This is a genomic window from Bacteroidales bacterium, from assembly GCA_035299085.1.
In the GTDB taxonomy this organism is placed as follows: Bacteria; Bacteroidota; Bacteroidia; order Bacteroidales; family UBA10428; genus UBA5072.
Genome location: DATGXG010000046.1, coordinates 51,064 through 76,767 on the forward strand (window position 1 = coordinate 51,064; position 25,704 = coordinate 76,767).

At 42.3% G+C, this 25,704-nt stretch carries 16 protein-coding genes; 6 read left to right on the top strand and 10 right to left on the bottom strand.

The genetic code is table 11. From position 1 onward, the window contains the following. Positions 1 to 144: 144 nt before the first annotated feature. The 8 genes from VK179_15515 to VK179_15550 all read right to left on the bottom strand — a co-directional run bounded on the left by VK179_15515 (position 145) and on the right by VK179_15550 (position 16,767). On the bottom strand, positions 145 to 5,643 hold the full coding sequence (locus VK179_15515) for a carboxypeptidase-like regulatory domain-containing protein (GenBank protein ID HLO60157.1): 5,499 nt from the start codon (positions 5,641 to 5,643) through the stop codon (positions 145 to 147). Between the two features lie 121 nt (positions 5,644 to 5,764). Beyond that, positions 5,765 to 6,904, bottom strand: a complete 1,140-nt coding sequence (locus VK179_15520; GenBank protein ID HLO60158.1) for an acyltransferase family protein — start codon at positions 6,902 to 6,904, stop codon at positions 5,765 to 5,767. A 397-nt stretch (positions 6,905 to 7,301) separates the two neighbouring features. Beyond that, the gene (locus tag VK179_15525; GenBank protein ID HLO60159.1) at positions 7,302 to 7,520 is read right to left on the bottom strand and encodes a hypothetical protein; all 219 of its coding nucleotides are present in this window, start codon (positions 7,518 to 7,520) and stop codon (positions 7,302 to 7,304) included. Between the two features lie 372 nt (positions 7,521 to 7,892). Beyond that, positions 7,893 to 8,420 carry a VOC family protein gene (locus VK179_15530; protein ID HLO60160.1) on the bottom strand — a complete coding sequence of 176 codons (528 nt, stop codon included), beginning with the start codon at positions 8,418 to 8,420 and terminating at the stop codon, positions 7,893 to 7,895. Positions 8,421 to 8,643: 223 nt separating this feature from the next. Next, positions 8,644 to 8,934: a hypothetical protein gene (locus tag VK179_15535; GenBank protein HLO60161.1), complete on the bottom strand. Its 291-nt coding sequence runs from the start codon at positions 8,932 to 8,934 to the stop codon at positions 8,644 to 8,646. 1 nt (position 8,935) lies between these two features. After that, entirely contained in the window at positions 8,936 to 9,496 is a 561-nt protein-coding gene (locus VK179_15540; GenBank protein HLO60162.1) for a sigma-70 family RNA polymerase sigma factor, read from the bottom strand. A 113-nt stretch (positions 9,497 to 9,609) separates the two neighbouring features. Beyond that, the gene (locus VK179_15545) at positions 9,610 to 12,450 is read right to left on the bottom strand and encodes a beta-propeller fold lactonase family protein (protein ID HLO60163.1); all 2,841 of its coding nucleotides are present in this window, start codon (positions 12,448 to 12,450) and stop codon (positions 9,610 to 9,612) included. A 24-nt stretch (positions 12,451 to 12,474) separates the two neighbouring features. After that, positions 12,475 to 16,767, bottom strand: a complete 4,293-nt coding sequence (locus VK179_15550) for a choice-of-anchor Q domain-containing protein (protein ID HLO60164.1) — start codon at positions 16,765 to 16,767, stop codon at positions 12,475 to 12,477. Between the two features lie 147 nt (positions 16,768 to 16,914). On the opposite strand from VK179_15550, the gene VK179_15555 reads away from it, so the two are divergent. The 4 genes from VK179_15555 (at position 16,915) to VK179_15570 (ending at position 20,052) form a co-directional block, all read left to right on the top strand. Next, positions 16,915 to 17,913 carry an isoaspartyl peptidase/L-asparaginase gene (locus VK179_15555; GenBank protein HLO60165.1) on the top strand — a complete coding sequence of 333 codons (999 nt, stop codon included), beginning with the start codon at positions 16,915 to 16,917 and terminating at the stop codon, positions 17,911 to 17,913. A gap of 209 nt (positions 17,914 to 18,122) precedes the next feature. Continuing rightward, entirely contained in the window at positions 18,123 to 18,662 is a 540-nt protein-coding gene (locus tag VK179_15560; protein HLO60166.1) for an HD domain-containing protein, read from the top strand. Between the two features lie 114 nt (positions 18,663 to 18,776). Then, positions 18,777 to 19,421, top strand: a complete 645-nt coding sequence (locus VK179_15565) for an alpha-ketoglutarate-dependent dioxygenase AlkB (protein ID HLO60167.1) — start codon at positions 18,777 to 18,779, stop codon at positions 19,419 to 19,421. Positions 19,422 to 19,698: 277 nt separating this feature from the next. Next, a complete protein-coding gene (locus tag VK179_15570; GenBank protein ID HLO60168.1) occupies positions 19,699 to 20,052 on the top strand; it encodes a hypothetical protein in 354 nt (117 codons plus the stop codon). Positions 20,053 to 20,138: 86 nt separating this feature from the next. On the opposite strand, the gene VK179_15575 is transcribed toward VK179_15570, so the two are convergent. After that, positions 20,139 to 20,864, bottom strand: coding sequence for a hypothetical protein (locus VK179_15575; GenBank protein HLO60169.1), 726 nt, complete (start codon positions 20,862 to 20,864; stop codon positions 20,139 to 20,141). Positions 20,865 to 21,012: 148 nt separating this feature from the next. Between VK179_15575 and VK179_15580 the strand changes: the two genes are divergently transcribed. Next, positions 21,013 to 21,939, top strand: a complete 927-nt coding sequence (locus VK179_15580) for a tetratricopeptide repeat protein (GenBank protein ID HLO60170.1) — start codon at positions 21,013 to 21,015, stop codon at positions 21,937 to 21,939. Between the two features lie 128 nt (positions 21,940 to 22,067). On the opposite strand, the gene VK179_15585 is transcribed toward VK179_15580, so the two are convergent. Further along, positions 22,068 to 23,927, bottom strand: coding sequence for a beta-L-arabinofuranosidase domain-containing protein (locus tag VK179_15585; protein HLO60171.1), 1,860 nt, complete (start codon positions 23,925 to 23,927; stop codon positions 22,068 to 22,070). A gap of 86 nt (positions 23,928 to 24,013) precedes the next feature. On the opposite strand from VK179_15585, the gene VK179_15590 reads away from it, so the two are divergent. Next, the coding region (locus tag VK179_15590; protein HLO60172.1) for a glycoside hydrolase family 3 N-terminal domain-containing protein at positions 24,014 to 25,704 on the top strand (1,691 nt) is incomplete at its 3' end.

Sequence of the window (25,704 nt, forward strand, 5' to 3'; positions counted from 1 at the left end):
AATTTAATCCAACAGGATTCCCCCGTTGTTTTCATATTCAACCACTACGTGGTTATAAGTACGGACTAAATCTGCGCGATTACACCGGCATTCAGCCGGCGCTATTCAAATTCAACCACTACGTGGTTCAAATCCCTGATCCGGTTAATATATCACCGCTTTTTTCATATCAGTATTGGCATTAACAACCGGCACATACATTAATGATACTTTGGCGGGGTTTACAAAATAACTGCCTGTATACTTTGGCAACAACCGGATTGTGTAAGCATGCATTCCGGGTGAAAGCGATTCACAGAAAATAACCGTTTTTTCCTTAAAGTATTCGCGATGTGTTTCCTGTGAGTTGTAAGGCTGATCTTTGCTTTCATAACTGCATCCTGCAGGAACAGGCACTTCAATCATCACGTGTTCCACCGGGGCATCCTTCATTACCACCACTTCAACAAATAATTCAACCGGTTTACCCGCTTCGAGCCGGTATTTGTTGTCATCAAAATAAGTATTAATGGTTAAGCCTTCCACTCCCGTCCTGGCTTCAGTAACACGCTGCACCGTATAATTCATACAATAAAGCGGAAGTCCCTTCTCCTTTTTAATTTGAAGTTCTTCGCCGCTTTTAAGTTCGGCACGGTAAGGGAATTTGGTCACTATACTATTTTCTTTACCGGTTACCGTAATTTGTGCCACCCGGTCTTTTGAATAACCCTCGGCAAGCAGGTCAGGCAGAACGGTCAGCAAAAGGTTTGATGATTCATATGTATTCCAGGAATTCTTCCGCGCTGAAATAAAGTATTGTTGCATGGGACTTATGAGATTCCTGTAAGCCGAGTCATTCCTGATTATCCTGTAGGCATCCAGGTTTGTTTCAAGCTCACTGTTCATCCAATTATATGCCGGTCTTCCATCAGAGAAATATACTTCACCCAGTATACCCTGCTTTTTATACCGCAAAATGTCCGGTTTATATCCCGGTATCACCATCTGCCTTATTTCCTCAAGAAGTAATTTTTCATGAAGCATAGAATACCCGATGCCTCTGCCATTGTATATCATACTGTATTTTACTTCCTGTTTTCCTATGAGGGAATCCATGACAGTGATATATTTCCTGTAGTTGAGCGGAGCTTTCCAGGTTGCCAACGCGTGCAGCAAGTCAATATCGCCGGATGAAATGTCTTTCAGGAAATCGAACTTGAAACTTGCTTTTTCTGCCAGGTTCTGAACATTCAGGTTAACGGGGTATCCGGCGTCGGATGCAAATTTCAGCGCCCTCAGGATATGGGCGGAGATCCAGTAGGATGAATTTTCAGAAATGTCCCACCATGACCACAGAAATTGACTGTTCTGATTACGCAGCAAGCGGTTTATTATAAGCCTGATCTCATCATCGTGCCTGAATTTCTTTTCTTCGAACCGGTTGAAATACTTCAGGTTGATAAGACCGACAAGTCGTGATGCCAGCTGTTCATTGCAGTAATAGCGATAGTTGAAAAGAGTAAGAACTTCCGCTTTATAAATTTCAAGTTGATTGTCGGTGATTTCAACGATACGCGTTTCACCTTCAGCCGCCTTAACCGCTTGTCTGTCGCCGTTTTTCAGTATGGTAAGGGATCCCTCTTCATGATCAGCTCCCTGCATAATTACAGGAACTTTACGCTCTTCCCCGTCGAAGTAACCGTCATTACGGGTAAAGGTGTATAAAACGGTCATCGAATCGGGGCTAAGTGGTGTTACCGGGATTAAATCCGTCCTGTACTGGCCGAACCTTACCATCTTAAATTCATCAATATCGCCGGATTGAATTTTGATTTTTCCCTCGATCAATGTATCGGAAGTATAATTCAGCGTTTTACCGATAAAGATGGCTGTATCACCTGCTGTAAGGAATTGAGGCGTATGGAGTTCTGCCATCAGGGGTTTGAAAGAACGGATGCTTTTTCTTTCGGTTCCTGTCTGAAGTCTGCTGTTCATGGCATACACAATGGCATCCCACCGTGTAATATCATCAGGAAATGTAACAGGAAATTTCGATTCCCCGTTTTTATCCGTAAATAACCCGGGTTCCCAAATGGCCACATCGGAAAAATTATTCCGGATTGAATTGAGATTCAATAATTCGTTGTATAATTTTTTTTCAGATTCTTTATCGTTTTGAGATAAGTTCAGATCTTCAATTTTGTCAATGGGGATATTGCCAGGACTAATGATAGAAATAGCACCTGTTACCTCACGTTTCCTTTGTACGCCATAACCAACTACAACTACCTCCTGTAATGCACAAACATCCGGTTTCAGTTTCATGATAACTTCGGTTCCCCTGCTTACCTGAATCGTTTCGGTGACATATCCGATAAAACTAATCTGTAACGTTGCTTCGTAATCTTCAATATCAAGCGAGAAATGACCGTCTATATCCGTAATGGCGCCGTCTGTGGTTCCTTTAATCAGGATACTGACACCCGGCAATGGCTCATTGGTGGTTTCATCATATATTATTCCCTGAACATTACCATTAAATGTGTTCCTGTAGGTGAATTCAAGACGGGGTTTTTCAGGCTTTGATTCGTAGAACGACTGGTAGTCAGTTCTCCAGGCAAAATGGGTCAGCCAGTACAATGAGGCCGAATCGTATAAATGCCAGGAGGAATGGTTAAAGTTTATACAGGTTTGAGTGTTGTAGTTAAATGAAATGCTGTCCTGTCTCAGGTAATTTCCGTCTTCATAAAGAACAACAACGGAATGCAGGCCTTTTGGGATACCTTGTCCGGCATGGTTTTGTGACCGGAGGTCAAAATAAGGTGAAGTTATTTTTCCTGATACGGTATTAATAAACAGGATACCGGTTATTCCCGCTGTATCATAAGGAAGGGATATTTTTAACCTTGAAGTTACATCGCGGATGTCAATATTGCGTGAAATCCATTTTTTAACCGGCGGCAACGTTTGGATCTGCTGGCTGATAAACGACTGCTTCGTGTACATCCGGTCATTTAATTCAGAAACAGCATCTGACCGGAAAAAATGGAGGCATTTGGGCAAATCACTACCGGTATTGCCGCATTCTGAAATTTTATAAACTGCATTGTCCTCGAACTGGTAAGTATAGCCTCCTTCATACCTGAAATTTATATGGGGACCATTTTTCTCAGAATAAGTAGCTCTTCCTCCATAAACAGGCCCGGCCGTTATGAAACCATTCCCTTTTTTAATGTCATAGAGAGGAAAGAACTCGTCATTGAATTCAAGAAATGCATATTTTCCTGCGGAGGATCTGAAATGAGCGATAAAAGGCTCATATCGTCTTCTTTCGAATGCAGAAAATTCTTTTTTTACAGGTAAAACTTTCGTTCCTGCCGGCAGGTGATCCATATTCAGGCTGATTATTGTCTTTTTGCCCTTCTCAAACCGCAGAGAGTCGATAATGATTACCTGTTCACGCAAACGCAATGAAACCTGGTGTTTGCGCCCGGGATTCGCATAAAAGGAATACTGCTTTGCCTGGTTGGTCCATGAGAAGTAAACAGGAGCATGGTCCAGTTCAATTACGTAAACCGGTAAAGAAAATCCGTTCCTCATGACGAAAACCTGGAATTGGGTACTGTCAGGGCTGTCAATAGTATATCTAAAACTGCTGTCAGGGTAAAGAAACCGGTAATACAACATGGTATCGAGCCTGAATGTGGATACCCATTTGCTGTAGTTAAACATCCGGTCAGAATGGTTCTTCCCGGATTCCTCCATGGAATAGCTGGTCGCCTGCGGGCGTGGATTTGAAACATTTCCGTAATAAGGTAGTTCGGTGTATGTATAATTCAGCTTCCGGTTTGCAGCAATTGCTGTAAGGTCAACATCTTTCACAGGTTCTCCTCTCTGATCGGTTACCCTGATTGTGGCATCTGTTTTCTGTCCGGGATAAACCCTTTCAGGAAGATTAAGTGTTACGTTCAATTTTGAATCCCGGAATTCAAATTGCTTTTTCTTGCTGAAATCCTCGCCGCCCAGTGAATACAATAACTCCGCATAATAGTTATCCGATCGGTCTGTGATCTTTGATTTAAATTCCGTTTCCACACCTGAGCCTTTTTCGAGCAATTCGGTTCCCCTGTAAATATACCAGGATACATGAAGTTTATGTGGGTTGTCAAGCTTCAGTCTGATGCTGTCTCCTTCAAATCCCCCTGTGAATTCCACCCGGGGTGAAAGTAAACGGGGTTCAATTATCTTATCAATATATTCGTTGGTGAAATGATAGAATGTAATGGCAGGATTTATTTTAACCTTATAGGGTAAGCGGATTTGTCTTACCTGCGCTTCGCCGTTTTGCTGAAGACTTACAGGAATATTCTGCAGTGGCCTATCGTTCTGAAGTAAATCAAAACACAGGCTGTCGTTGGAAAAGCGGGTTGACAATTCATAAGCCGAATAATAGAATGTTGCCTTCCTCGAAAACATAGCCCGTTCGTTTTCGGATGTCAGTATGGTTACCCTTACTTCATAATCGGTATTTGTTTGTCCGAATAATCCGGGATTAATATCCACAGTAGTGGGAGCGGACGGACTAAGTACGGTGTTAAGCTTAAGAAGCGTATCGTTCAGGACGGAAACAGGTGCAAACGATTCTTTCAGGTCCATTGATAACACAACGATTTCCGCCCTGGCATCTTTAAGGGTAAGTCCGTTAACATCCGTAGCCGTGATGGTGAGCACATTTTTTCCCGGGTAAAATTGTTTTTTTTCAAGATCGATATCGAGGCGGTTTCCTTTTAGTTCATAATCTTCGAACCGGAAATTGCATTCGGATACAATCTGACCATTTTCAGCTACAAGCTGGAGACTGTAAAAATTATCAAGCTTCAGACCCAGTGAATCATGAAGAATAAACTCACCCCAAAAGCTTCCGGGCCGGTGAGGTTTTATTTTACCCAGGTTAACTGTTTTGGGATACGCATATAACCGGATCAGCAGGGGTTTTTTAACCGGATTCCTGAAAGAATTAAGGGTATACGACTTAAACCGGACCTTGTCACCGGGTTTGTACCTGTTTTTATCTGTTACCAGGTAGCTGTAAAACCTTGGCCTGTCCGGGTTGTCATTGTAATTATTCCAGACTGGCGGCACCTCATGTTTGGCAATATGATAAAAGGATGTGAATCCATCGAGTTTAACCGATAAAAGATCTTCCTTGCCTGTAAAAACAGGATCAGTAATCCGGTATGTTTTTGTTGCCGTATCTGCTGATATCAGATTCATACCCAGCTTCACACGGGCATCAGTTCTTACCTTTCCGGCTGAATCGAGCACCTGAACGGATACTGCATTGTATTCCTTCAGGAGGAAAACCTGGTATGGTATACAGGACACAAATTCAGTAGTCAACCGGTTTTGCCTGACGCTAACAAGAACAAAATGGCCGGCCGGAGGCCTGTTAATCCAACCGATGCGGGTGTTGAAAGAATCCACACATGTGTGAAGCATTTTATCAGGAACAAAAGAATAGCCGGATCTGAAAATTTTCCGGGCTTCACGGTTTGTAATGGAATAGACAAGCCCCTTCTCCGGCTGGTCATTCCAACTGATTTTCTGTGCATGGATTTCAATCGCAAAAAGCAGAAGGGCTAAAAAGATGAGATGCTTTTTCATGGCAGGGTTTTAGAATAGGGTGCCATTTCGGGGGAATTCCATAAAAAAGAAGGGGAGAAGGGGAGAATCCCGAATACCGAATCCCTAAACACCAAACCTCAAACCTCAAACCCCAAACGATTTACTTAATAATATATGCCACACCCGGAATCTTACGCAACAGGGCGCTGGTTAAGAAGCATGCCGGAATGGTGATGACAGCTACAATCGCATATTTCAGGAAAGGATATAATGTTACATCCTTCATCAGCATGGAGATCAAGACGAGAATCGGCGTATGAAACACATACACACCGAACGCATTGTCTGAAAGAAATTTAGCTGTTTTGCCCTGTGCATTGAATTTTTCGCGGAACCAGACAATCAGTCCCACACAAACGCCCACACAAAAGAAGGATTCCCAGAGCGAATAAGCGGCATTTCCCAGGGTAAGATGCCCGACAAACGGTTCGAGTCCCTTATGAGCGGAATCACCGAGAACAATCATACCCAGCCAGAACAGGATTCCGAATATCAGGGTGTACCTGAACCAGTTCATGCCCTGCCTGTAATCCAGAGTAAGAAGCAGGTTTTTTCTGAAAAAGTAAATGCCCAGGATAAACAGCACAATGTATTGAGAGAAGAAGCACAGCTGCATGTTCATAATGTTGGTCCCGATCGGGAAAGGAATTCGCATAAGGAAAGTCAGAACCGATATGAGTATACCGATGCCTGCAATATGTTTATTGGCGATTTTGATTGTTGTGTTGCTGAAGGATACCGGATTCAAAAACTTCCGGATTAATGCATACACAATAGCGAAAATCAGCAAGGCCAGCGCGAACCACAACGGTCCGGTACTGCCTAAAAAGTCTAACGTACCGATATATTTGCCGTACCAGTCCGTCATATTCATATTCCAGTTCAGGTAGTGATTCAGGATTGCAATGGTAACCGGGTGAATCAGAAGCATAAAAAGTAACGTAGGTATCCCGAGCCTTATCAGACGTTCTTTTACAAACTGGCCGAATCCTTTCCTGTCGTAAGATGCCGGAACAAAATAACCGGCAATGAAGAACAGGAATCCCATAAAATAAGCCTGTGTAAAGGAGCCGTAGATGCCGAAATATATATTCTGAAAAAGGTCGAGTTTCGCTTTTTCGATATAGTACCATCCTCCGAGCATGCTGTAAGTAACGTTGACGTGCATGAGCACAACGAAGATGATCATCAGCCACCGGAGGTTATCGATGAAATAGAGACGGGATTTTTGAGGGTCCATGAGAGTGTTTTGAAAAGTTATTTAAATATAGAACGAAAAAGGACAGGAAGTGCTGCATGGGAAAGAAGAAGGGGAGATGGGGGGAGGGGAAGAAGGGGAGAAAGACCTGACAAAGTCCGGAGGACCTGTCAGATTTGAAACTATTTTACGATTTGGAGATTTACGATTAATAGAGAATTTTGGTAAGACGAAGTCAGAGACTTCGCCTAGCCACAGACTTCGCCTGGCCACTCCTTCACTGAAGCTCCGGCGGCCAAGGGTAACTGGTCCGTCCCTAATGTTTCTATAGTCCCTAATGTCCCTGAACCGAATAACCAATTACCGAATACCCTTCGACTTCCTTCGGCAAGCTCAGGATAAACGCTAAGGGTAACATCTGTAGCTATTTTATAAGAACCTATCTTTTTTGGCTGCGAACATAGAAAATGACTTCGTTGATGAGATTAACCCGTTGTTCGGTTGTGCCTTTCAGCTGCATGAAAAGTTCGCGGAATGAGTGATATACTTCATCATTTTCACTGATGAGTTTCAGGTATTGAGCGTCGAGAGCGCTGTTTTTAAGATCCTGGATGATATCATTTCTTAACTCTGCATTAACCCTGTTTTGAATTTCCATAACGGTTGTATTTATTATCTGTTTCACCTAACTAATGTGTATTAACTGCTCAGGATGGCGGTTGTTCAATTAATGACAGAATCAGGAAAGCATTGTTTAACAGGCTAATCAGGAGACCAAGGTTCTGAAAGAGGCAACAGGAGGGAGAAAGAATATTTAATTAGAACGTCATTGCGAGGAGCGTGAATCGCAATGATTATAGCACAAATTAAAGACGACGAAGCAATCTGTCCGCACAGGCAATACCTGGCCAGAAGCATTAATCGGTAATCGGTATTCAGTTCATAAGCTTGATTCCTTCAGAGCGTTCTTCCTGTTCGGGCAGATTGCTTCGCCCCGCAGGAATCGGGGGCTCGCAATGACGAGCCCGGTTTAATAGTTCTCCAGTAATTCCAATATGCACCCCAAATCGTTTGTGGCGTCGATATAGCTGTAGGCACCGCCGTCCCATCCACCCCGCATTACCGTGGGATTACCGTTTGCCAGGAATTTCTGTTCCATACCGTCGATGTTTTTAACCTGGAAAGCGATGTGGTGAATGCCTTCGCCATGTTTATCAAGGTATTCCTGCCATGTACTTCCCTGGCCAAGAGGCTGAATGAGCTCAATCTGCAGGTTGTTCATGCTGAAGAAAGCCAGTTTGGCCTGGGCATCGGATGGATTTCCCTTATAGAGAGTCGGACGGTCTTTATTGTTTTCTGTTGTACTCGCAGCAGGAATGTCCTGGCCAAGAAGCTTCGCCCATGCAGCGGAGGCTTTATCGATATCTTTAACTATAACGGCAACCTGGGTTACAGTATTATTCTGCAGGATCGGTTCTTTGGCCGATTTTCGGCCGGCATAGAATGAAAGGCATGCAATGGAAGCAAAAGCCAGGGCAAAAAAAGCAATTTTTTTCATGACAGGAAGTTTTGAACTAAGGTAATGAAAATGTGCCAATGTGGTAATGTGCCAATGTGCCAATGTGCCAATGTGCCAATGTGCCAATATGCTAATTTGCCAATATGCTAATGTGGAGAATGAGCCAATGTGAAGTTGTCACATTAACTCATTAGCACATTAACTCATTAGCTCATTAGCACATTAACTCATTAGCACATTAGCACATTAACTCATTAGCACATTACTCTTTAACCGGTTCTTCTTGCGGATAGCAATGCCTGTACTTATCCTGGTATTTATAATGCCAGTGGCGGCTTGGCCTGTGCCGGGGTCCACCCGGAGCCACACCCGTAAGCAATATTTTCGAGAGAAGGAACAATCCGGCTGTCTGCCAGTATCCCAGCACAGGTCCGTGAAACAGTTCAGGAACCAGCCAGTTCCAGAGGCTCATGGTCACAAATATGGCAAGGAAAACAAATCCTATTCCCAGTATACCAAAACCCACATACTTTAAAACTCTTAAACTTTTCATTTTATTCGTTTTTTAAATGATTATACAATTTTTCAAGTCGCGCCCTGAGCGCCAGAACCGCATACCGTTTCCGGGAAATGAGCGTATTGGCCGGAACGCCTGTTTTTTCAGATAACTCTTTAAAACCGGTTTCTTCAAATTCATTTGCCACAAAAACATCCCGTTGTTCTTTTGGCAGTGAAGCCAGCACCGTTTCTATTTCCGACCAGATTATATCCTTAAGGTCTTCCTCTTCAGGTGTTGACCCCAGTTCCGGAAGTATATCCGAAAGAGAGAGGGGACCCTCCTCGGAATTACTTGCCTTTTCAAGCCATGTCATGTTAACCGGTTTTTTCTTCCTGAACAGATCGATGATCCGGTTATTGGTTACCCGGTATAACCAGGCCGTCAGGTTTTCAATCCGGTCAAGATCCCTGAAACCCACCGTCAGCTGGTAAAATACATCCTGCAGTATGTCCTCAGCCTCCATGTGACCCGGAACCCGGTTGCGTATATAACCCAGCAATTTTTTGCGCTCGGTTGTATAGGCCTTAGTAATTTTCTCGGATTCCGTGGGACTCATTTTAAGTGGTTTCTATTGGTTATGACGAATGAGAGGTGAATATATTTTAAAATAGTCAAAAGGATTATGCTCTCCATGTTTTGGAGAAAATTAAACGATTGAAAAAGAGATATTTAAAGTTTCAGGAACTTCCTGATTACACAGGAATTATTGCTTTTTAGTTTCACAAAGTATAACCCGGGATTCAACGAGCCTGTTTCTATTCTTATTGATGGCTCGTTATTTTCAGCAAGGGTATTAAAAACCAAAATGCCTTTATTATCTGTGATTTCTATGGCTGAGACAGCTATACCGGAAAAATTGATGTAAAGAAATTCCCCGGCAGGATTAGGGCTTAGGATGATTTTATCAAAATCAGAATCGCCAACGGATGTTTCATCAATTATCAATGTATCAGAAGCCATACAACCAACATTATCGATGACCGTTACATAAAAGAGATTTCCCTGAAAAATGTCTGAATTCTGAAGATATTTTTCCGGACCGGTGCTACCATCATTCCAAATATAAGTAAAAGGACTTTGACCTCCGTCGGCATACGCAAACAATGACGGATCTGAGTTTTCGGGCTGCCATAGTGATATATTTACAACAAATGGATCATGGAATACCACGCTGGTTCTGTCCCATCCGGTTCTTCCCAATAAATCCGTCACATAAACTGAATAAGTGCCGGGAAGCATGGTAGTGATACCATGAGCTGTTTCGCCGGAAGACCATTCGTACGAAGCGTAATCATCGTCAACCGAAATTACTGCTGTATCATTGCAAATATTCGTAATATCCGGCAAGCCCAAAGGAATATTTGCGTTATAAATTGTCAGAGATGCATCATACGGCGAAACCACATAAACATTCTTTTTATCTGATGACATTCGTACCAGTGGTATCCCATTGGAGTAATCCATGTTATCAGAGAAAAATCGTGTCTGTTCAAATATAAGGTTGCCACTATTCCTGTTCCTGTAAAAAGATATAATAGCTTTCCCGGTATTGGTTACACCTATGATTGCTTTCTGATCTTCAGTGATTATGGCGTCGTGCAACGTGTAAACTTCAGTATAACCGAGTGACTCAATTCCATGCTTTTCAATAAAAGTTAACATTCCATCCGGTTGAATTTTAAATGCTTTTATTTCATCACCGATTGTATAGGCAAACTGATTGTCTTTGCTGATTAGAATTTTATTATATCGTCCTTCAATTTTCTGCAGAAAAGTCAGGCTTCCGTCATAAACATTCCTTGAATAAACGGATATTCCTTTGGGATAGAATTCAGATTGTGAACAGGTATACAGGTATTTATTATCCGCACTCAGGGTCATTGACCTGATAAAGTTCAATCCATTATCTGAATTTTCATGTATTGCATAAGATGATTTTAAAGTCAGTTTTCCGCTGTCAATCCCGAAGCAGTATATTCCGCTTGCTTTAGCTGCATAAAAATATTTCATATCATCAGATAGCAAGCCTTGAACCAGTTGCTGATCTGAACTGACTCCGGCTTCTTCATAGGTATAAGAAGCAAAGAATTCATATTTACCGGTTGAGTTATTTTTTTGAAGTATCCTGATTCCAAACATATTGGTTGATGTCAGTATAAGATATTTGTCATCCGGGCTTAATGACATTCGTTGGGCTACACCGATGGCCGGGCCCATATAACTGTTCGGAATTATATAGCTTAAAGTAAGGGTGTCATTATTTGTTCTGTCAAAAATCATGAGTGCCGGACTGGCCATTGCAAGCGTAATCAACGATTTATTATCATGGGTTACAACCATATCAGAAGCTTCCACAAAGCCATAAATTTTCCCCTGTTTATCGACTATTCTTTTAAAGTAACTGACCAAACCGGTTTCCGGATTCCTTTTCAAAATATGGATGCTGTTTATGTATTTATCACTTAAATACATAAGGGTATCATTACTACTGATAGTAATAGATTTTATCCAGTCAAATCCCGTATTTTCCGCCGTCATTTTCTGAATTAAGGTTAGAATTCCGTTTTCCGGATTTCTCTCTAAAACACTTAATTCCGTACTACTTGCCATGTAAAGGTACCTCGGGTCCCAACTGAAGAATGAATAGCCGTTAGTTGAGGAGTTTATCTGTCCGATGTAATTCAGTAATCCTGTAGTTCGATTAATTTCGAAAATCTTAATTCTATTTTCTTCAATCACATACAGGTTTAATCCGTCAGGACTTACATTAAAATCATAGGGATTGGTAATACTGTCATTTAAACCCATCTCTTTTATAAGAGCCAGGCTGTCGGTTTCTCTGCATCTTCTAAAAATCCTGAGCTTAGCTTCATTATAATAATTGGATGACAAAACATAAAGAAAACTGTCTGACGGATCCATTCTGATAGTTCTGAAATACTCACCGGCAGAAAATTCGTTTTTGACAGTTTTTTTCAAGGATAATAAACCGGTTGAAGTATCAATCTTAAAAATGTGCAATTCAGGGGTTGAATAGGTTGTAGCGAGATACAGATTACGGTTATCCCGTGAGAGAGTCGTAAAACTTGATCCGGAATAACCGATCTGCACATCACTGTTATTTTGAATGTTTTCCAAATAACTAATATGTTGGCTGACCGAGTCAAATTTGAAAATGTTCAGATGGTTGTCACCACAGACATAAATATACCGGTCATCCTTAGTTGAAACCAGTTTATCCGCATTCCACAGACCATAGTTATCAACGGTTGTCCCATCAATTCTTTCAATGTATGTGTATGATCCGTCTGTATTTCTGAAATGAGTCAGGCCATTATTGGCTACAACCAACAGATTTTTGCCTGAACGGTCAGTAATTGCAGCTTCAGGGTATGTTAATCCTTCGATTCCGCCCATATTGTCAGTTATTCTTGTTCGGTAGGTTACCTGTGAAATACCAACCTGATTAAAACTAAGTAAAATGAAAATGGCACAGAGAATTGTTTTCATAACTTTATATGTGATAATTGCCTGTTAATTTAAAATCAATACCTGTCTTGTTTTTTGTGATCTGATATCTGCCTCAATGATGTAAACTCCTTTCGGGAGGTTTTGCAGATGAAGAACCTGAGATTGTTCGTTTATGACAGATCGATATACCAGGTATCCTGCCAGATCGTATATGTTAACGGTTACAGGGGTTATAGAGCTGTAATCCATATAAACGTTGCCCTTAGAAGGATTGGGATAGAAAAGAATTTTGTTTTTAAAATCAAAATTATCATTTGCTGTGATCAGGTTATAAATTAAGAATTGTCTTTCTATAGAGCAATCTGTTTCATCAGTTGCCTTGATGGCCGCATAAAATACGGGTCTGTCAACGGGGAGAGACTGACTGGCGTTAAGTGAACTATCAGATAAGCTAAAATAGATGCTGTCGGCTAAATAATACTCCTGATTATTGGAGAAAGAAAAAGTAAAATCATGCGAATCTTCATCGGTCACTATCAAATTTCCGATTAAAAGTGGTATTTGGTAATTTTCAGGTATAGAGTCATTTGTCAGTAAAATATCGGTGGGACGAATTGCTTTCGTGTTCTGAAGTTCATATGGGCCCATATCTATTGTACCACCGTAAATTCTTGTATTTCCATCCATATCTGTTACCAGGGTATTTGCATTGTTTAGTCCGCTATTGATACAAGGAGAGCATCTTTTCAGGTGCCAATCTGCACTTTCGTTTTGTGAAAGTCCGATTACAGGCGAAGGAAATTCAAAATAGGGATCGATATCAACATTGTTTACATAATTCTCACGGGGAAAATCGATTGTATTGCCGTTCTGGATATCACAGTTATAAAATTTTAAATTAAAATTACGGCTGATGTTTTTATCAGTGGCAATTGAATTTTCATTATTCCAGAATATTGAATTAACTATTCTCAAGGTGTCTTTGCTTGTTAACAAATCGCCATGATCTGAGAACAGGGCATCATTATTTAATACAGACGAGTTAACAATCGAATAATTCGAATTATTGCTGCATATCGCCGATGACAAATTATTAGATAAAATGCAGTTAATCATCTGGCCCCTGCATTGGGTTAATTCAACACAACTTGCATATTCTGCGCTGTTATTGGAGAAAAGAGAACCGGCAATTGTGAATGCCGAATTGACAAGACTGCAACCGGATGAACCTTCTGAGATATTATTGATTACTGAGCAATCAACCATATTTAGCACTGAATTCTCAGCATAAAGTGCAGCACCTTTATAATCCGACCGATTGTCCTTAAGGATGACATTTCTGAGGGTAACATCAGCATGATTGCAAAGTATACCTGCCCCGTAAGAATCCGGAAAAATATTGCTGTTGCCTTTTACAATGGTAAAACCATCAAGAAGGCATGTGGTATCGGTGTATTCAAACGTTACTGTATTAAAACAATTGTCAGATAAATTCCCGGGTTCACCAATATCACCGCTTAATACAGTCGGGTATTTTTGAATATTTCTTTCATTTCTGTTTGATTCTGTCCCGGAAAACCCTCCATAAAGTTTAACATGATTAATCATTCTGAACGTGGCTTCCCGTATATAATTCAGTCCCTCTGTTCCAGGTTTATAAATTCCTTCAGCTACCCATATCTCATTTGTTTTTACACACTCCCTGGGCAGATTAACAGCATTCTGTATATCACCCATTGCATTTTGCCATGAAGAGCCATCTCCTTGTCCACCGGGTTTTACATAAATGATCCTGCTTCCTGAAGAGATTTGAGGAGGCTGGTCTGATTCAAAAGGTCCGATATCAGGTTTTTCATTTATAATACGAGGTTTTCCTTCAAGATCGGTTTGGCTATATGCAGAAACCAGCAACAATTTATCACCCGCATCAATTAATGGCGAGCATAATGTAACATTCCAGTTAGCTGTAAGGGCATCATGAGTGTTACCGGCAGTAATTGTGGGCTGAATGAAAAGGGGGTCGTCATCAATGTTGTTTAAATAATCAAGACTTGGAATTTTGTATTTATTGCCTCCCTGAACCAGGGAGTTCAGTATTTTAATGGGGCCGGTTCCGTCGAAGTGATTTAGGCCGGTTTGATCCGTATTTTGCCAGAAAACCGAATTACTTATAACGGGACGGGAATCTCCGGTGGTAAAAATGCTTCCGCCTTCATCGAAACTCAGGTTATTTGAAAAAATGCAATTTACCACTTTCGGATTGGATGACTGGCAATATAGTGCACCTCCGTCACCAATTGACCCCGTCTGGTTATTAGCAAAGATCGAATTGATAAAGGAAGGTTGTGAGCTTTGCAGGTTAAAGGCACCTCCGCTGAAATTACCTGCTACTTTATTATTGATGAATCTGCAATTAAGAAAAACAGCATTTGAATAGTTCAGATAACCACATCCGCCAGTTCCATAAGTCTGATTGTTAAAAAAACCGCAATTACTAAAAACGGGATCAGAATCAGTTAAATATATAGCCCCGCCATAGGTGCCGGAACTATTTGAAACAAAAGTAACATTGCGCAAAACGGGGCTGGCATATTTAAATATCATGCCGGATCCCGATTCATAGGCATAGCCTCCTGTAACAGTGAATCCGTCAAGAACACAGGAAGAATCGATAAAGCTTGCGGAAATCACATTTTTTATATTGTCTTGGTGATTGCTTTTTACTCCGACGTTGCCACTTAAAACAGTCACGTTAGTTGTAAGATTTCGTTGTTCAATTGATGTTTCAGTACCCTGAAAGCCACCAATTAATTTTACATGGTTCCTTAATTCAAGAGATGCGTCCTGTATAGTTTCCGTTATTGTCGTATCAGGATAATAGGTTCCTGCTGCCACCCATATTTCAATGCCTTTATTGCAGTCAATAGGAGTGTTAATTGCCTGCTGCAGGCTACCCATGGCATTCTGCCATGATGAACCGTCGCCTGATCCTGATTCTTTTACATATATTTTTACTATTTCTTCTGAAACTGATCCCGCAACCAAAGATTCAAAAGCCCCGATGTCAACCGTTTCATTTATTATTCTTGGATTTCCAAGAAAATCATTCACTATTCCAGCCGGAATGGAATCATTAATGCCTTTATTTATGCAGGGAGAACATGATTTAAGGCTCCAGTCGGCAGTTATCGCATCCGGCTGATGGCCGATTCCTGAAGAAGGATTTTTAAATAGGGGAATTTCGGAAATACACTGTATGTATTTTTCAGGAGGTAAATTCAAAGAGTTCCCGCCTCTTATATTGCAATGAGAAATAAGGGGATCGTATTCTCCGGGGCCTATTTCGTTATATTTTCCATAATTGTTCCAGATAATTGAGTTAATAATTTTCGGGTGAGAATAGAAATAGCAATAGATTCCGCCTGCAGTATAACCAAAATTATTGGTTATGGTGGAGTTTATTATTGTAGGATGCGAATTGATCAGATAGATTCCGCCTGCATAATTTGATATTATACGGCCATCATTATTAGCGATGACTGTATTTACAATGTATATCGGAGAGTGATAACATGTCAGTCCCGTGTTTCGGTTATTGATGATCCGGGAGTTCACTATCATGCCTTTTGATTCTTCAAAGAACATAGCTTCTCCACCTGTACTTCCCACGTAATTATTGGTGATTAAGCAATTATTAAGAACAGGTTCTGATGAATAGAAGTAAAGCGCACCGGCATCCCAATAGGCTTCATTGTTATCAAATGTGCAATTTTCTAATACAGGTTTTGAATTCAGAAAGGACATAGCGCCTCCCCGTCCGGAAAAATTTAATTTAAAGCAGGAATGATTAATTTTTGCATTGCATGAATCACCTAAAAAGCCGGCGCCTTTGCCATAATTATTTTTGCAGTTCACTATAAAGCAGTGATCCATTCTTATTTTATTGAATTTTTTTACCAGAATGGCAGAGCGATCAGATGAGCTTATACAATCCTGTATTCTGCAATAGGTAAAAACGGAACTATCAGCGGTTTCATCCATGTCTGAAAAAGTCAGACCTTTCCAACCGGTTTGTTTGTTAAGTGCTATAAAAAATATTGAATCAGTTTGTGTTCCGGAAGCCGTTAATGAGCCGGATCCATTCACTGTAACGGAGTATGATCCTGAGAACTCAACCACTGTACCGGGAGTAATCAGAACTTTCCCGTTGGATGAAATAGTAACGTCCCCGGTAACAATTACTGTGTCTGACCAGGTTTCAAAGACATTTATTATTCCCTGTTTTTCGCTGGCAGCATTTGCTGAAGTGAAAAAGCAGAGACATATAAAACAATAAATCAGAGTTTTGTGAAACATAGTTTGGGTGTTATTAAAAAGTTTTGCAATAAACATTTTTATAATTGTCATGATAGGTGTTAAATAAAGGTAAAAAATTTTAGACCATATCATAAAAGAATAATGAGATTTTATGATCTAATTCCTAACTTTAAAATAAAACCCACTATGATATCCATAAAATATTTCCCCGCTTTACTGATCACGGTTGCATTTATTGTTTCATGCAGACATCCTGGTGCTTCGACAACTAACAATCAGGAGCCTTCAAAACAGGAATGGGCGCTGGTTGTGCACGGAGGTGCCGGTAACCTGGCTGAAGAAGTACTCAGCGATTCGTTAAATGCACAATACAGAGCCGGTTTGAACGAAGCCCTGCAAGCCGGGAAAGAGGTGCTGCAGAATGGGGGTGTCGCACTTGATGCCGTTGAAACGGTAATCCGCAAACTGGAAGATAACCCCTTGTTTAACGCAGGTAAAGGGGCGGCTTTTGCAAACAGTGGAAAAAATGAAATGGATGCTTCTATTATGGATGGTTCAAACCTTGCAGCAGGAGCAGTGGCATCAGTTACCGATATTAAAAACCCGATAACGGCAGCCCGTGCTGTTATGGAACACTCGGTGCACGTCATGCTATCCGGTGCCGGAGCGTCTGAATTTGCAAAGGAACAAGGACTTGAAATCGTTGATCCTTCCTATTTCTTCACCCAACGGAAATGGGATCAGCTTCAGGAATTAAAGAAAGCAGCCGAACACGGAACGGTGGGATGTGTGGCACTCGACAAAAAAGGTAATCTTGCAGCCGGCACATCAACCGGAGGCATGGCCAATAAAAAATACAACCGAATCGGCGACAGTCCGATAATCGGAGCAGGCACGTATGCCAACAATGCTACCTGCGCCATTTCGTGCACCGGTCACGGTGAATTTTTCATCCGCTATACCGTGGCTCATGACGTTTCTGCTCTTATGGAATACAAAGGGATGACCCTTCAGGATGCAGCTAATCTTGTTATCAAAGAAAAGCTTGTAAAAGCCGGTGGAGAAGGAGGATTAATCGGTGTGGATAAATCGGGTAACATCACAATGACTTATAATACTTCTGGTATGTTCAGGGCATTTGCAACGGCGGACGGGAAGGAAGGGGTTCTTATTTTTGATAAATGATACTGGATACTGGATGCCGGATAGTGCATTGAATAGCCCCGGACTTCAGGCCGGGGGAAGTGATACATAATGAACATCCGGTAAAGCGACTATTAACCGGAGATGACTAAAGCCACCCAAATTAAACACTGAACAAGGAACACCGATTTAAGATTTAAGAAGATTTAAGACCGGATTGGCAATAATCTGAAATGGTTTGTTAAATAGTTATGGAAAATATTCAGCGATTGTACCAGGAGGCCATTAAGTTTGCCGCGGTTAAACATAAAGACCAGAAATTTCCGGGCTATGATGACATTCCCTACCTGGTCCATGTATGCGATGTGGCCATGGAAATACTGGCGATACCGTCACATGCCAACGGTTTTGACACGGGGTACGCCATCCAGGTGGCGCTTTTGCATGACACTATAGAGGATACAGGGACATCATATGAAGAGCTTGCTGTACGATTCGGAAAGGACATTGCGGACGGGGTATCAGCACTGACTAAAAATGAGAACCTGCCAAAAGAACGGCGAATGGCCGACAGTCTCGAACGGATAAAAAAACAAAGGAATGAAGTGTGGGCTGTTAAACTGGCTGATCGCATCACTAATCTCCAACCTCCGCCCAGACACTGGAACAGTCCCAAGAAAAAAGAATATCTCTCAGAGTCAGTCTTCATCCTTGAAAAGCTGAAGCAGGCGAATGAATATCTCGCCGGAAGGTTGAGGAACATGATTGAGGAGTATGAGAAGTTTGTGTGAAGAAAGATGCTGGATACTGGATGCCGGATACTGGATGCCGGATCAATAGACGCGGCCTTCAGGCCATAGTCCGGTCAGATCTTAAATCGTAAATCGTTCAATCGTAAATTTCTGATGGATTTATTTACTGAGTTAGAGGAAAACAGTGAGCAGAAGTTTGAGGTGTACCCGTTGAAGGATGACAGCGAAATATGGTACATGAAGCATTTTCTCAAACAGAAGGAAGCCAATGAATATTTTAATGTTTTTTATAATACCGTTGAATGGCGTCAGGAAAATATTGAAATATACGGCAAAATCCATCCCTATCCCAGGCTGATTGCATGGTTCGGCTATGAGGGACAGGACTATGTGTACTCGGGCTACCGGCGATCGATGAAACAATGGACTCCGGAGCTTCTTTCACTGAAACAGAAAATCGAGACCCTCCTCCCCTGGCATAAATTCAATAGCGTTCTCCTTAATTTATACCGCAACGGAAATGATAAAGTGGCATGGCATGCCGATCATGAAAAGGACACAATTGAAAATCCGCTTATTGCTTCATTAAGCCTGGGCGCTACAAGACGATTCGATATAAAGCACCGCACTGAACCCGGCCTTGAAATGAAGTTTGAGCTTGAAAACGGGTCGCTGATCATCATGAAAGACGCCTTCCAGCATTACTGGATGCACCAGGTGCCGGTGCAAAAGAAGGTGACAGAGGCCAGGATTAATTTAACGTTCAGGAAAATAGGGACAGTATTGGGTAATCGGTAATCGGGTGTTCGGTGTTCGGTCAGTGACAATAGGGACGATAGGGACGATAGGACGATAGGGACGCATCCGGCAGCCGCTTCGGCACTTCGACAAGCTCAGTAACCACAGGCTCAGTCATGCTATTGGCATCCAGTATCCAGTCACCAGTCACCAGTCACCAGTCACCAGTTAGCAATCAACCAGTCACTAATCACAAATCACAAATCACTATTCTGAAACTTTATTGATTTCCGGTTGTTACAAAAATAGCCTCTCTCTAATGAGGGGCAACTGTTATATGAAAGGTAGGATATTTTTACTCCCGGTATTCGTGTTTGTTATGTTTATGTTTTCAGGTTCGCTGAATGCTCAATCGGGCCAGCAGCAGGGTATAGGGACGGGTTCTGAAGCTCCCGGTATAAACAGAACTGAACCGCTGCAATCGGACGTGGATAATCTGCAGAGGCAGTATGATAATGCCCGTAAGGAAACCAAGCAGGCAGAGGATGTGGCAAAAAAAGCACGCGACAATGAACGGGAAATTCAGCAATCTTTAAACGATGCAAAAAGGGCACTGTCCGCCGAGAAAAAAGCAGTAAAGGCCCGGCAGAAGGCTAATAAGGCGATGAGAGAGGCGAATGGGGAGGAATAACCGGGATTTACGATTTTAGATTTACGATTTACGATTAAAGGACTCTATAAAGGTCAATCGTCAATCGTCAATCGGTAAATCGTAAATTACATGGTATAGGCAATTCCCGCATTCCATTTGAATTCGGGGAATGGCTCGATATTGCTTTGTACGGCCTGGGTTCCGAGTATAAAAACGGAAAGCGGGAAATTGACAATATTAAAGGATACCCTCGGTGTTACAAATAATCCGTCGCTGTTACCTTCGTAATTAATGTAGAAAACCTGCAATGACGCATTAAAAAATGTTTTTTTGCCGGTGAGCATATGTGTTCTTTCTGCAATGAGTGTGGCAAAATGGCCTTTGTCTCCCCCGTCCTGCCCGTTATCACTCCAATATGACGCTGTAAGTCCCGAATTCTCCGACAACCTGAACCAGGCCGTAAAGGCAAAGGTAAAATAGCGCTGCACTTTCAGAATTTCTTTATTTCTTTTTGAAGAATCCGATGAAAAGAAGCTGCTGGCATTAAAACCTACTGTAAAAGTGAATTTGTCCCTGTTGACAATCCTGTAGTTAATCCAATTATCAATATACCATGGTTTCAGCTCGAAGCTGTAGGCCAGTCCCGGTTCATAGCTAAACCTGCCTTTTGTAAGCGCAAGGTTTGCTATAATCGCAGGTTTATCCAGGGAAAAAGAAGGAACCGGTGCAATGCCGTCTGAATTGAGCGAAATGATGGCTGCAGCTTTCAGTTTATTTTTGATGCTATCCGATTGATTATACGCCGGTGTTATTAGTATAACCAGGAAAAGGAAAGTCAGAATGTGCTTCATTTGAATCCGTTTAGTGCTTAAAAATAACAAAACTGACTCACATACCCTACATTCATTTTATTCCCAATTCAATAAATCAACAAATCAACAAATCAACAAATCAACAAATAAATGAAGTGGTATATTTGCTTCCAAACTGATTTTTACTATGTCGCTTTTTATTGATGTTATCGATTCGCTGAGCAACCGGGTTAAACAATCGTTTATATCGGTCATTGATTCGGAAAAAAAGGACCAGGAACGGACCATACGAAAGATCTGTGATTTCTGCAGGAGTTATCTCGATTACGGGGAATTGCGCTATGACCGTATGGAAAACGGAATCACGGAGATTGAAGAAATTAATCATCCGACTCCCTTATTGATCATGCTCCTTGCTGTTATGAATGAATCGCTCGATGAAGATGATGTGGCTCTTAAGCAACTGAGACAGTTCTCCGGAACATCAACCGCCTCGGATTTCAGGCATGAACTTGAAGATTTTACCATCATTGGAGAAACCATCACACTGAAAAAATATGAAAACCTGGAACAGGCGGCGGGACTCATAATTGACAAATACACCGATGAAACGACAATAACGGATACATTGTCGAACCTGTACCTGAAAATTGACGACGAAAAATATAACGGCTTATTCCTGAAACTGCTTGAAAAGGCAAAAGAGAAATACACCGCCACCATTGCGCTTGAAAGCCTTACCGGTTTTATCAGTATTAAAGGCCAGGATTACCAGCGGGCGCTTGCGTCATTTTTAGCCATTAAGGATAAGATTGAGGCTGACCGGGAGAATGCCTATTACAATTATAATATGGCATCTACGCTCGATAATATTGCTGCCTGTTACCTGAAACTTGGCGATACTGCCAGGACAATTGAAGCCTGTGACGCTGCGCTTGATTTTGAAATACATGCAGGGGAGGTGAAGGTCGGCAGCCCCGTACTGTACAAGAAAGCCGAGGCTCTGATCATGGCCGGCGATAAAGAAAAAGCCCTTGCCATTGCCCACCAGATCCTCGCCGAATTTCCGGAGGATGAAATGGCGCTGGAGTTGGCGAAGAAGAGTAGGGAGTAAGGAGTAAGGAGCAGGGAGTGGGGAGTAAGGAGAAAGAGTCTGGGCTTTCGGTCACATAGGTCTTATAGGTCACATAGGTCTCATAAATGAACACTGAACAAGGAACACCGAATTAAGATTTAGGAAGATTATCGCAAAGACGGATCAATAATCTCCGGAAACCATGTCCTGAACCAAGAACGCTCATCGTAGGTATTTCCGGCTGAAGCATAATCGCAGAGAACCATGGAAACCGGCCGGGGACCTTCTTCAGCATAGGATTCAGGTAAAAATTCAGCGCTGAATTGCATCCAGATGGAGGGATCGTTACTTTTTACGGGAGTCATGCTCAATATCCCGTTTTTTGTAACAGGTTCTGCAATGGCGTCGGGATTTGGTCCCGGAAGCCTTGAGTCTCTGGCCATCACTATTGGTCCCCTTGTTATCGCAAAATAAGCCGGCTTTCCTTCGAGTTTATGAATTTCCGCAGGCATATCCAGGTTAAGCACTATAACATCACCCTGTTTCCAAACCCTTGTCAGCGAAATAATACCATTTTCATCTTTGGGATCAAATGTATAACCGTTTACTTGAATCGAGATATTTCTGCACCAGGCGGGTTTTCGGATTTGCAGTTTAAATATATATTCATCAGGTACCGAAACGGTAATCTGCACATTACCATCGGCTGGATAATCGGTGACTTCTGTAAGTTTAATTTCCTTTCCGCCAGGCGGAATCAGTGAATAGGTACCCGGAACGAAGAAATTTATCCGTACTCCTTCTGAATAAAACATGTTAATTGCTTTCGGAAACAGAAACAGCGCACGGGGTCCACTCGCCACGCAGCAATTCATTCCCATCCCGCACTGTTCGGTTCCTTTCATGCGTTCACCTGAAAGGGGAGAATATTTTGCCCAGTCACTCCCGTCGGGCAACAGCGAACCGAGCAGTGCATTATAAAACGACTGTTCAATGGCATCGGCATATTTAGCTTCACCGGTAAGCCTGAGAAGCTGGTAGCTCAGTTTAATCCAGGTAACTGTCACACAGGTTTCCTGGTAATGATGAATTGGCAGGGCCTGTAGCCTGTTGCCGCCGAACCAGCACTCCTTTGACGCACCTGAACCGGCAATGTTAATTTCAGTATCGTTTATATTCTGCCATACTTTTTCAACTGCTTCAAGATATTCTGCTTTTCCTGTCAACCGGTAAAGCTCTGTAAGGCCTTCGTAACATGACATCATTTCATAGGCTTTCTGGCCCTGCTCCCAGCCATACCAGTCGCCCGAAGGTGGCGGGAACCGGCTGGCCACATCAACGCCTGCTTTTGATAAAAGCTGCGGGCCATCTGGCGTTTCCCATTCGCGTACAATTTCTTCGGCAAAATCAATATACTTTTTGTTTTTTGTGATACCATACAACAGGCAAATCGGTTCGAGCACAGAAGAAGCGGCCATCCCATGGTGATTGCCGAGTTTTACAATTTTTAGCTGCTTTGATTTCAGTTCGCCTATTAACCCGTCAGCAATTTTACAAGCCGAATTCAAGCATTGTTTGTCGCCGGTGCTATTAAAATAAGAGATCAGGCCGAGCATGCAATATTTCCTTCCCCAGATATCCCAGGCTTCGAGCCTGTGTTCAGGAGTGTAGTTGCCGATATAACCGTCGGCAGACTGTGTGGCAATAAGTCCTTTAACCGCATCTTCAAGATGTTTTTTAAGAACCGGAGATGGTTGATATGCCTCAGCCAGCACTGCCGAGGTCAGCCATTTTCCCCAGAATTCACTTTGCCAGCAGCTGGTTTCACCACGGACCGTAAAAGGATTTACAAGCGTATTCACATCCTGGGCAATGATCCGGTTGTTCAAAACCAGGTTGAGCTTTTCACCGATATATCCGCTGATGGAGCATTCACCGGTGGTAATTAGTTTATCAGCAACTATGTTTTGGCTTTTTAAGGGCAGGGTGCCCACGACAAGACTCAGCAAAAAAAGCAAGCGGTTCATTTTCCTATGTTTTCCGAAATTTAGAATTTTTTAGGCAATTTAACCGGCAAGTGAGTATCTTAGTCTTAAACCAAAGATTAAACGTGATGAGAAAATTTTTCCGGATCCTTCTATACTTTTTTCTTTCTGCCTTGGTTGTGATTGTGCTGATAGTGGCTGTAATTTACCTCAAAATGAAAGTATCAGCCGGAAATGACGCCAAAATAGCCATTGCGCTGGCAGGGCCACAGGTGCAGGTAAAAACGGAGAACGGATTTTTATTCAGGGATCTTAATAAAAACGGGAAGCTTGACATTTATGAAGATAAAAGAAGAAGTACAGACGAAAGGGTAAGTGACCTGATTTCGCAGATGACACTGGAGGAAAAAGCAGGAATGATGTTTGTGCCTCCGGTGAGTATGGGAAAGGACGGATCGATATCAGAAAAGCCATCACTGGATGATATTTTTTCGCTTATGATACCGGGCACATCGGTTATGCTATTCCAAAAGAAAATCAATCATTTTAACATCTTCATCGGCACTGGTAAAAAGCAGATGGCCGAATGGTATAATAATCTTCAGAAACAGGCTGAGAGGACGAGACTCGGGATACCGGTGACCATTGCATCCGACCCGAGAAATCAATACAGTAATAATCCGCTTGCCAGTGCTTTTTCGGGAGATTTTTCAATATGGCCGGAACCGCTTGGACTGGCAGCCATTGGCGACTCGGCGCTGGTTCAGAAATTCGCTGATATTGCCAGGCAGGAATATCTTGCAGTCGGCATCAGGGTGGCCCTTCATCCTATGGCCGACCTGGCCACCGAACCCCGTTGGCCGAGGATCAGCGGAACTTTCGGTGAAGATGCGGGTCTTTCGGCACGCCTTACCTATGCCTACATAAAAGGGTTCCAGGGTGACAGCCTGGGACCGAATAGCGTGGCCTGCATGACAAAGCATTTTTCGGGAGGTGGTCCGCAAAAAGAAGGAATTGATCCTCATTTTCCCATTGCTAAAGGACAAATTTACCCGGGCAATAATTTCAAATATCACCTGATCCCTTTTGAAGCGGCATTTAAGGCAGGTACTGCTGAAATCATGCCGTACTATGGCGTGCCGATGAACATTACCAATGAAAATGTAGGATTTTCGTTCAACAGGGAAATGATTACCGGTTTGCTGAGAGGCCGGTATAAATTCAACGGGATCGTTTGCACCGACTGGGGAATCCTCACCGACACAAGGGCTTTTGGATTCCTTATTCTGAAAGCAAGGGCAAGAGGGATGGAAAATGCAACCCCTGAAGAACGGATGCTTAAGGCTCTTGATGCAGGAGTGGACCAATTTGGCGGTGAAATGGTACCGGAAATGTTGGTTACACTGGTAAATGATAAGAAAGTAAGCGAAAGCCGGATTGACAGTTCAGTGAGAAGAATTCTACGGGTTAAATTCAGACAGGGGTTGTTTGACGATCCGTTTGTGAACGTGCTTCATGCCGTTGAAACTGTCGGAAAGGATGAATACAAAAAAGCAGGGTTAGATGCACAGAGAAAATCGATTGTACTCGTTAAAAACGACAGTACCCTTCCATTAAAAAAGGGGTTAAGGATATACGTTGAAAATATGAATCCTGCAGCGCTTGCCCGTTATGGAGCCACATCGGTGGAAAAAATCAGCGACGCTGATATGGCTATCATCCGCATTAAAGCTCCCGGCCAGGTTTTGGAGGGAATGGGACTGCTGGGCAGGATGTTTAATTCGGGCGACCTGGATTTCAAGGGAAAGGAGAAAACGAA

Bases quoted from the DNA above. Each gene is read 5' to 3' on its own strand.
- VK179_15545 (HLO60163.1), bottom strand. From the start codon at position 12,450: ATGAAAACAATTCTCTGTGCCATTTTCATTTTACTTAGTTTTAATCAG.
- VK179_15530 (HLO60160.1), bottom strand. From the start codon at position 8,420: ATGAAAAAAATTGCTTTTTTTGCCCTGGCTTTTGCTTCCATTGCATGC.
- VK179_15565 (HLO60167.1), top strand. From the start codon at position 18,777: ATGGATTTATTTACTGAGTTAGAGGAAAACAGTGAGCAGAAGTTTGAG.
- VK179_15580 (HLO60170.1), top strand. From the start codon at position 21,013: ATGTCGCTTTTTATTGATGTTATCGATTCGCTGAGCAACCGGGTTAAA.
- VK179_15525 (HLO60159.1), bottom strand. From the start codon at position 7,520: ATGGAAATTCAAAACAGGGTTAATGCAGAGTTAAGAAATGATATCATC.
- VK179_15540 (HLO60162.1), bottom strand. From the start codon at position 9,496: ATGAGTCCCACGGAATCCGAGAAAATTACTAAGGCCTATACAACCGAG.
- VK179_15550 (HLO60164.1), bottom strand. From the start codon at position 16,767: ATGTTTCACAAAACTCTGATTTATTGTTTTATATGTCTCTGCTTTTTC.
- VK179_15570 (HLO60168.1), top strand. From the start codon at position 19,699: ATGAAAGGTAGGATATTTTTACTCCCGGTATTCGTGTTTGTTATGTTT.
- VK179_15535 (HLO60161.1), bottom strand. From the start codon at position 8,934: ATGAAAAGTTTAAGAGTTTTAAAGTATGTGGGTTTTGGTATACTGGGA.
- VK179_15555 (HLO60165.1), top strand. From the start codon at position 16,915: ATGATATCCATAAAATATTTCCCCGCTTTACTGATCACGGTTGCATTT.
- VK179_15560 (HLO60166.1), top strand. From the start codon at position 18,123: ATGGAAAATATTCAGCGATTGTACCAGGAGGCCATTAAGTTTGCCGCG.
- VK179_15585 (HLO60171.1), bottom strand. From the start codon at position 23,927: ATGAACCGCTTGCTTTTTTTGCTGAGTCTTGTCGTGGGCACCCTGCCC.
- VK179_15515 (HLO60157.1), bottom strand. From the start codon at position 5,643: ATGAAAAAGCATCTCATCTTTTTAGCCCTTCTGCTTTTTGCGATTGAA.
- VK179_15575 (HLO60169.1), bottom strand. From the start codon at position 20,864: ATGAAGCACATTCTGACTTTCCTTTTCCTGGTTATACTAATAACACCG.
- VK179_15520 (HLO60158.1), bottom strand. From the start codon at position 6,904: ATGGACCCTCAAAAATCCCGTCTCTATTTCATCGATAACCTCCGGTGG.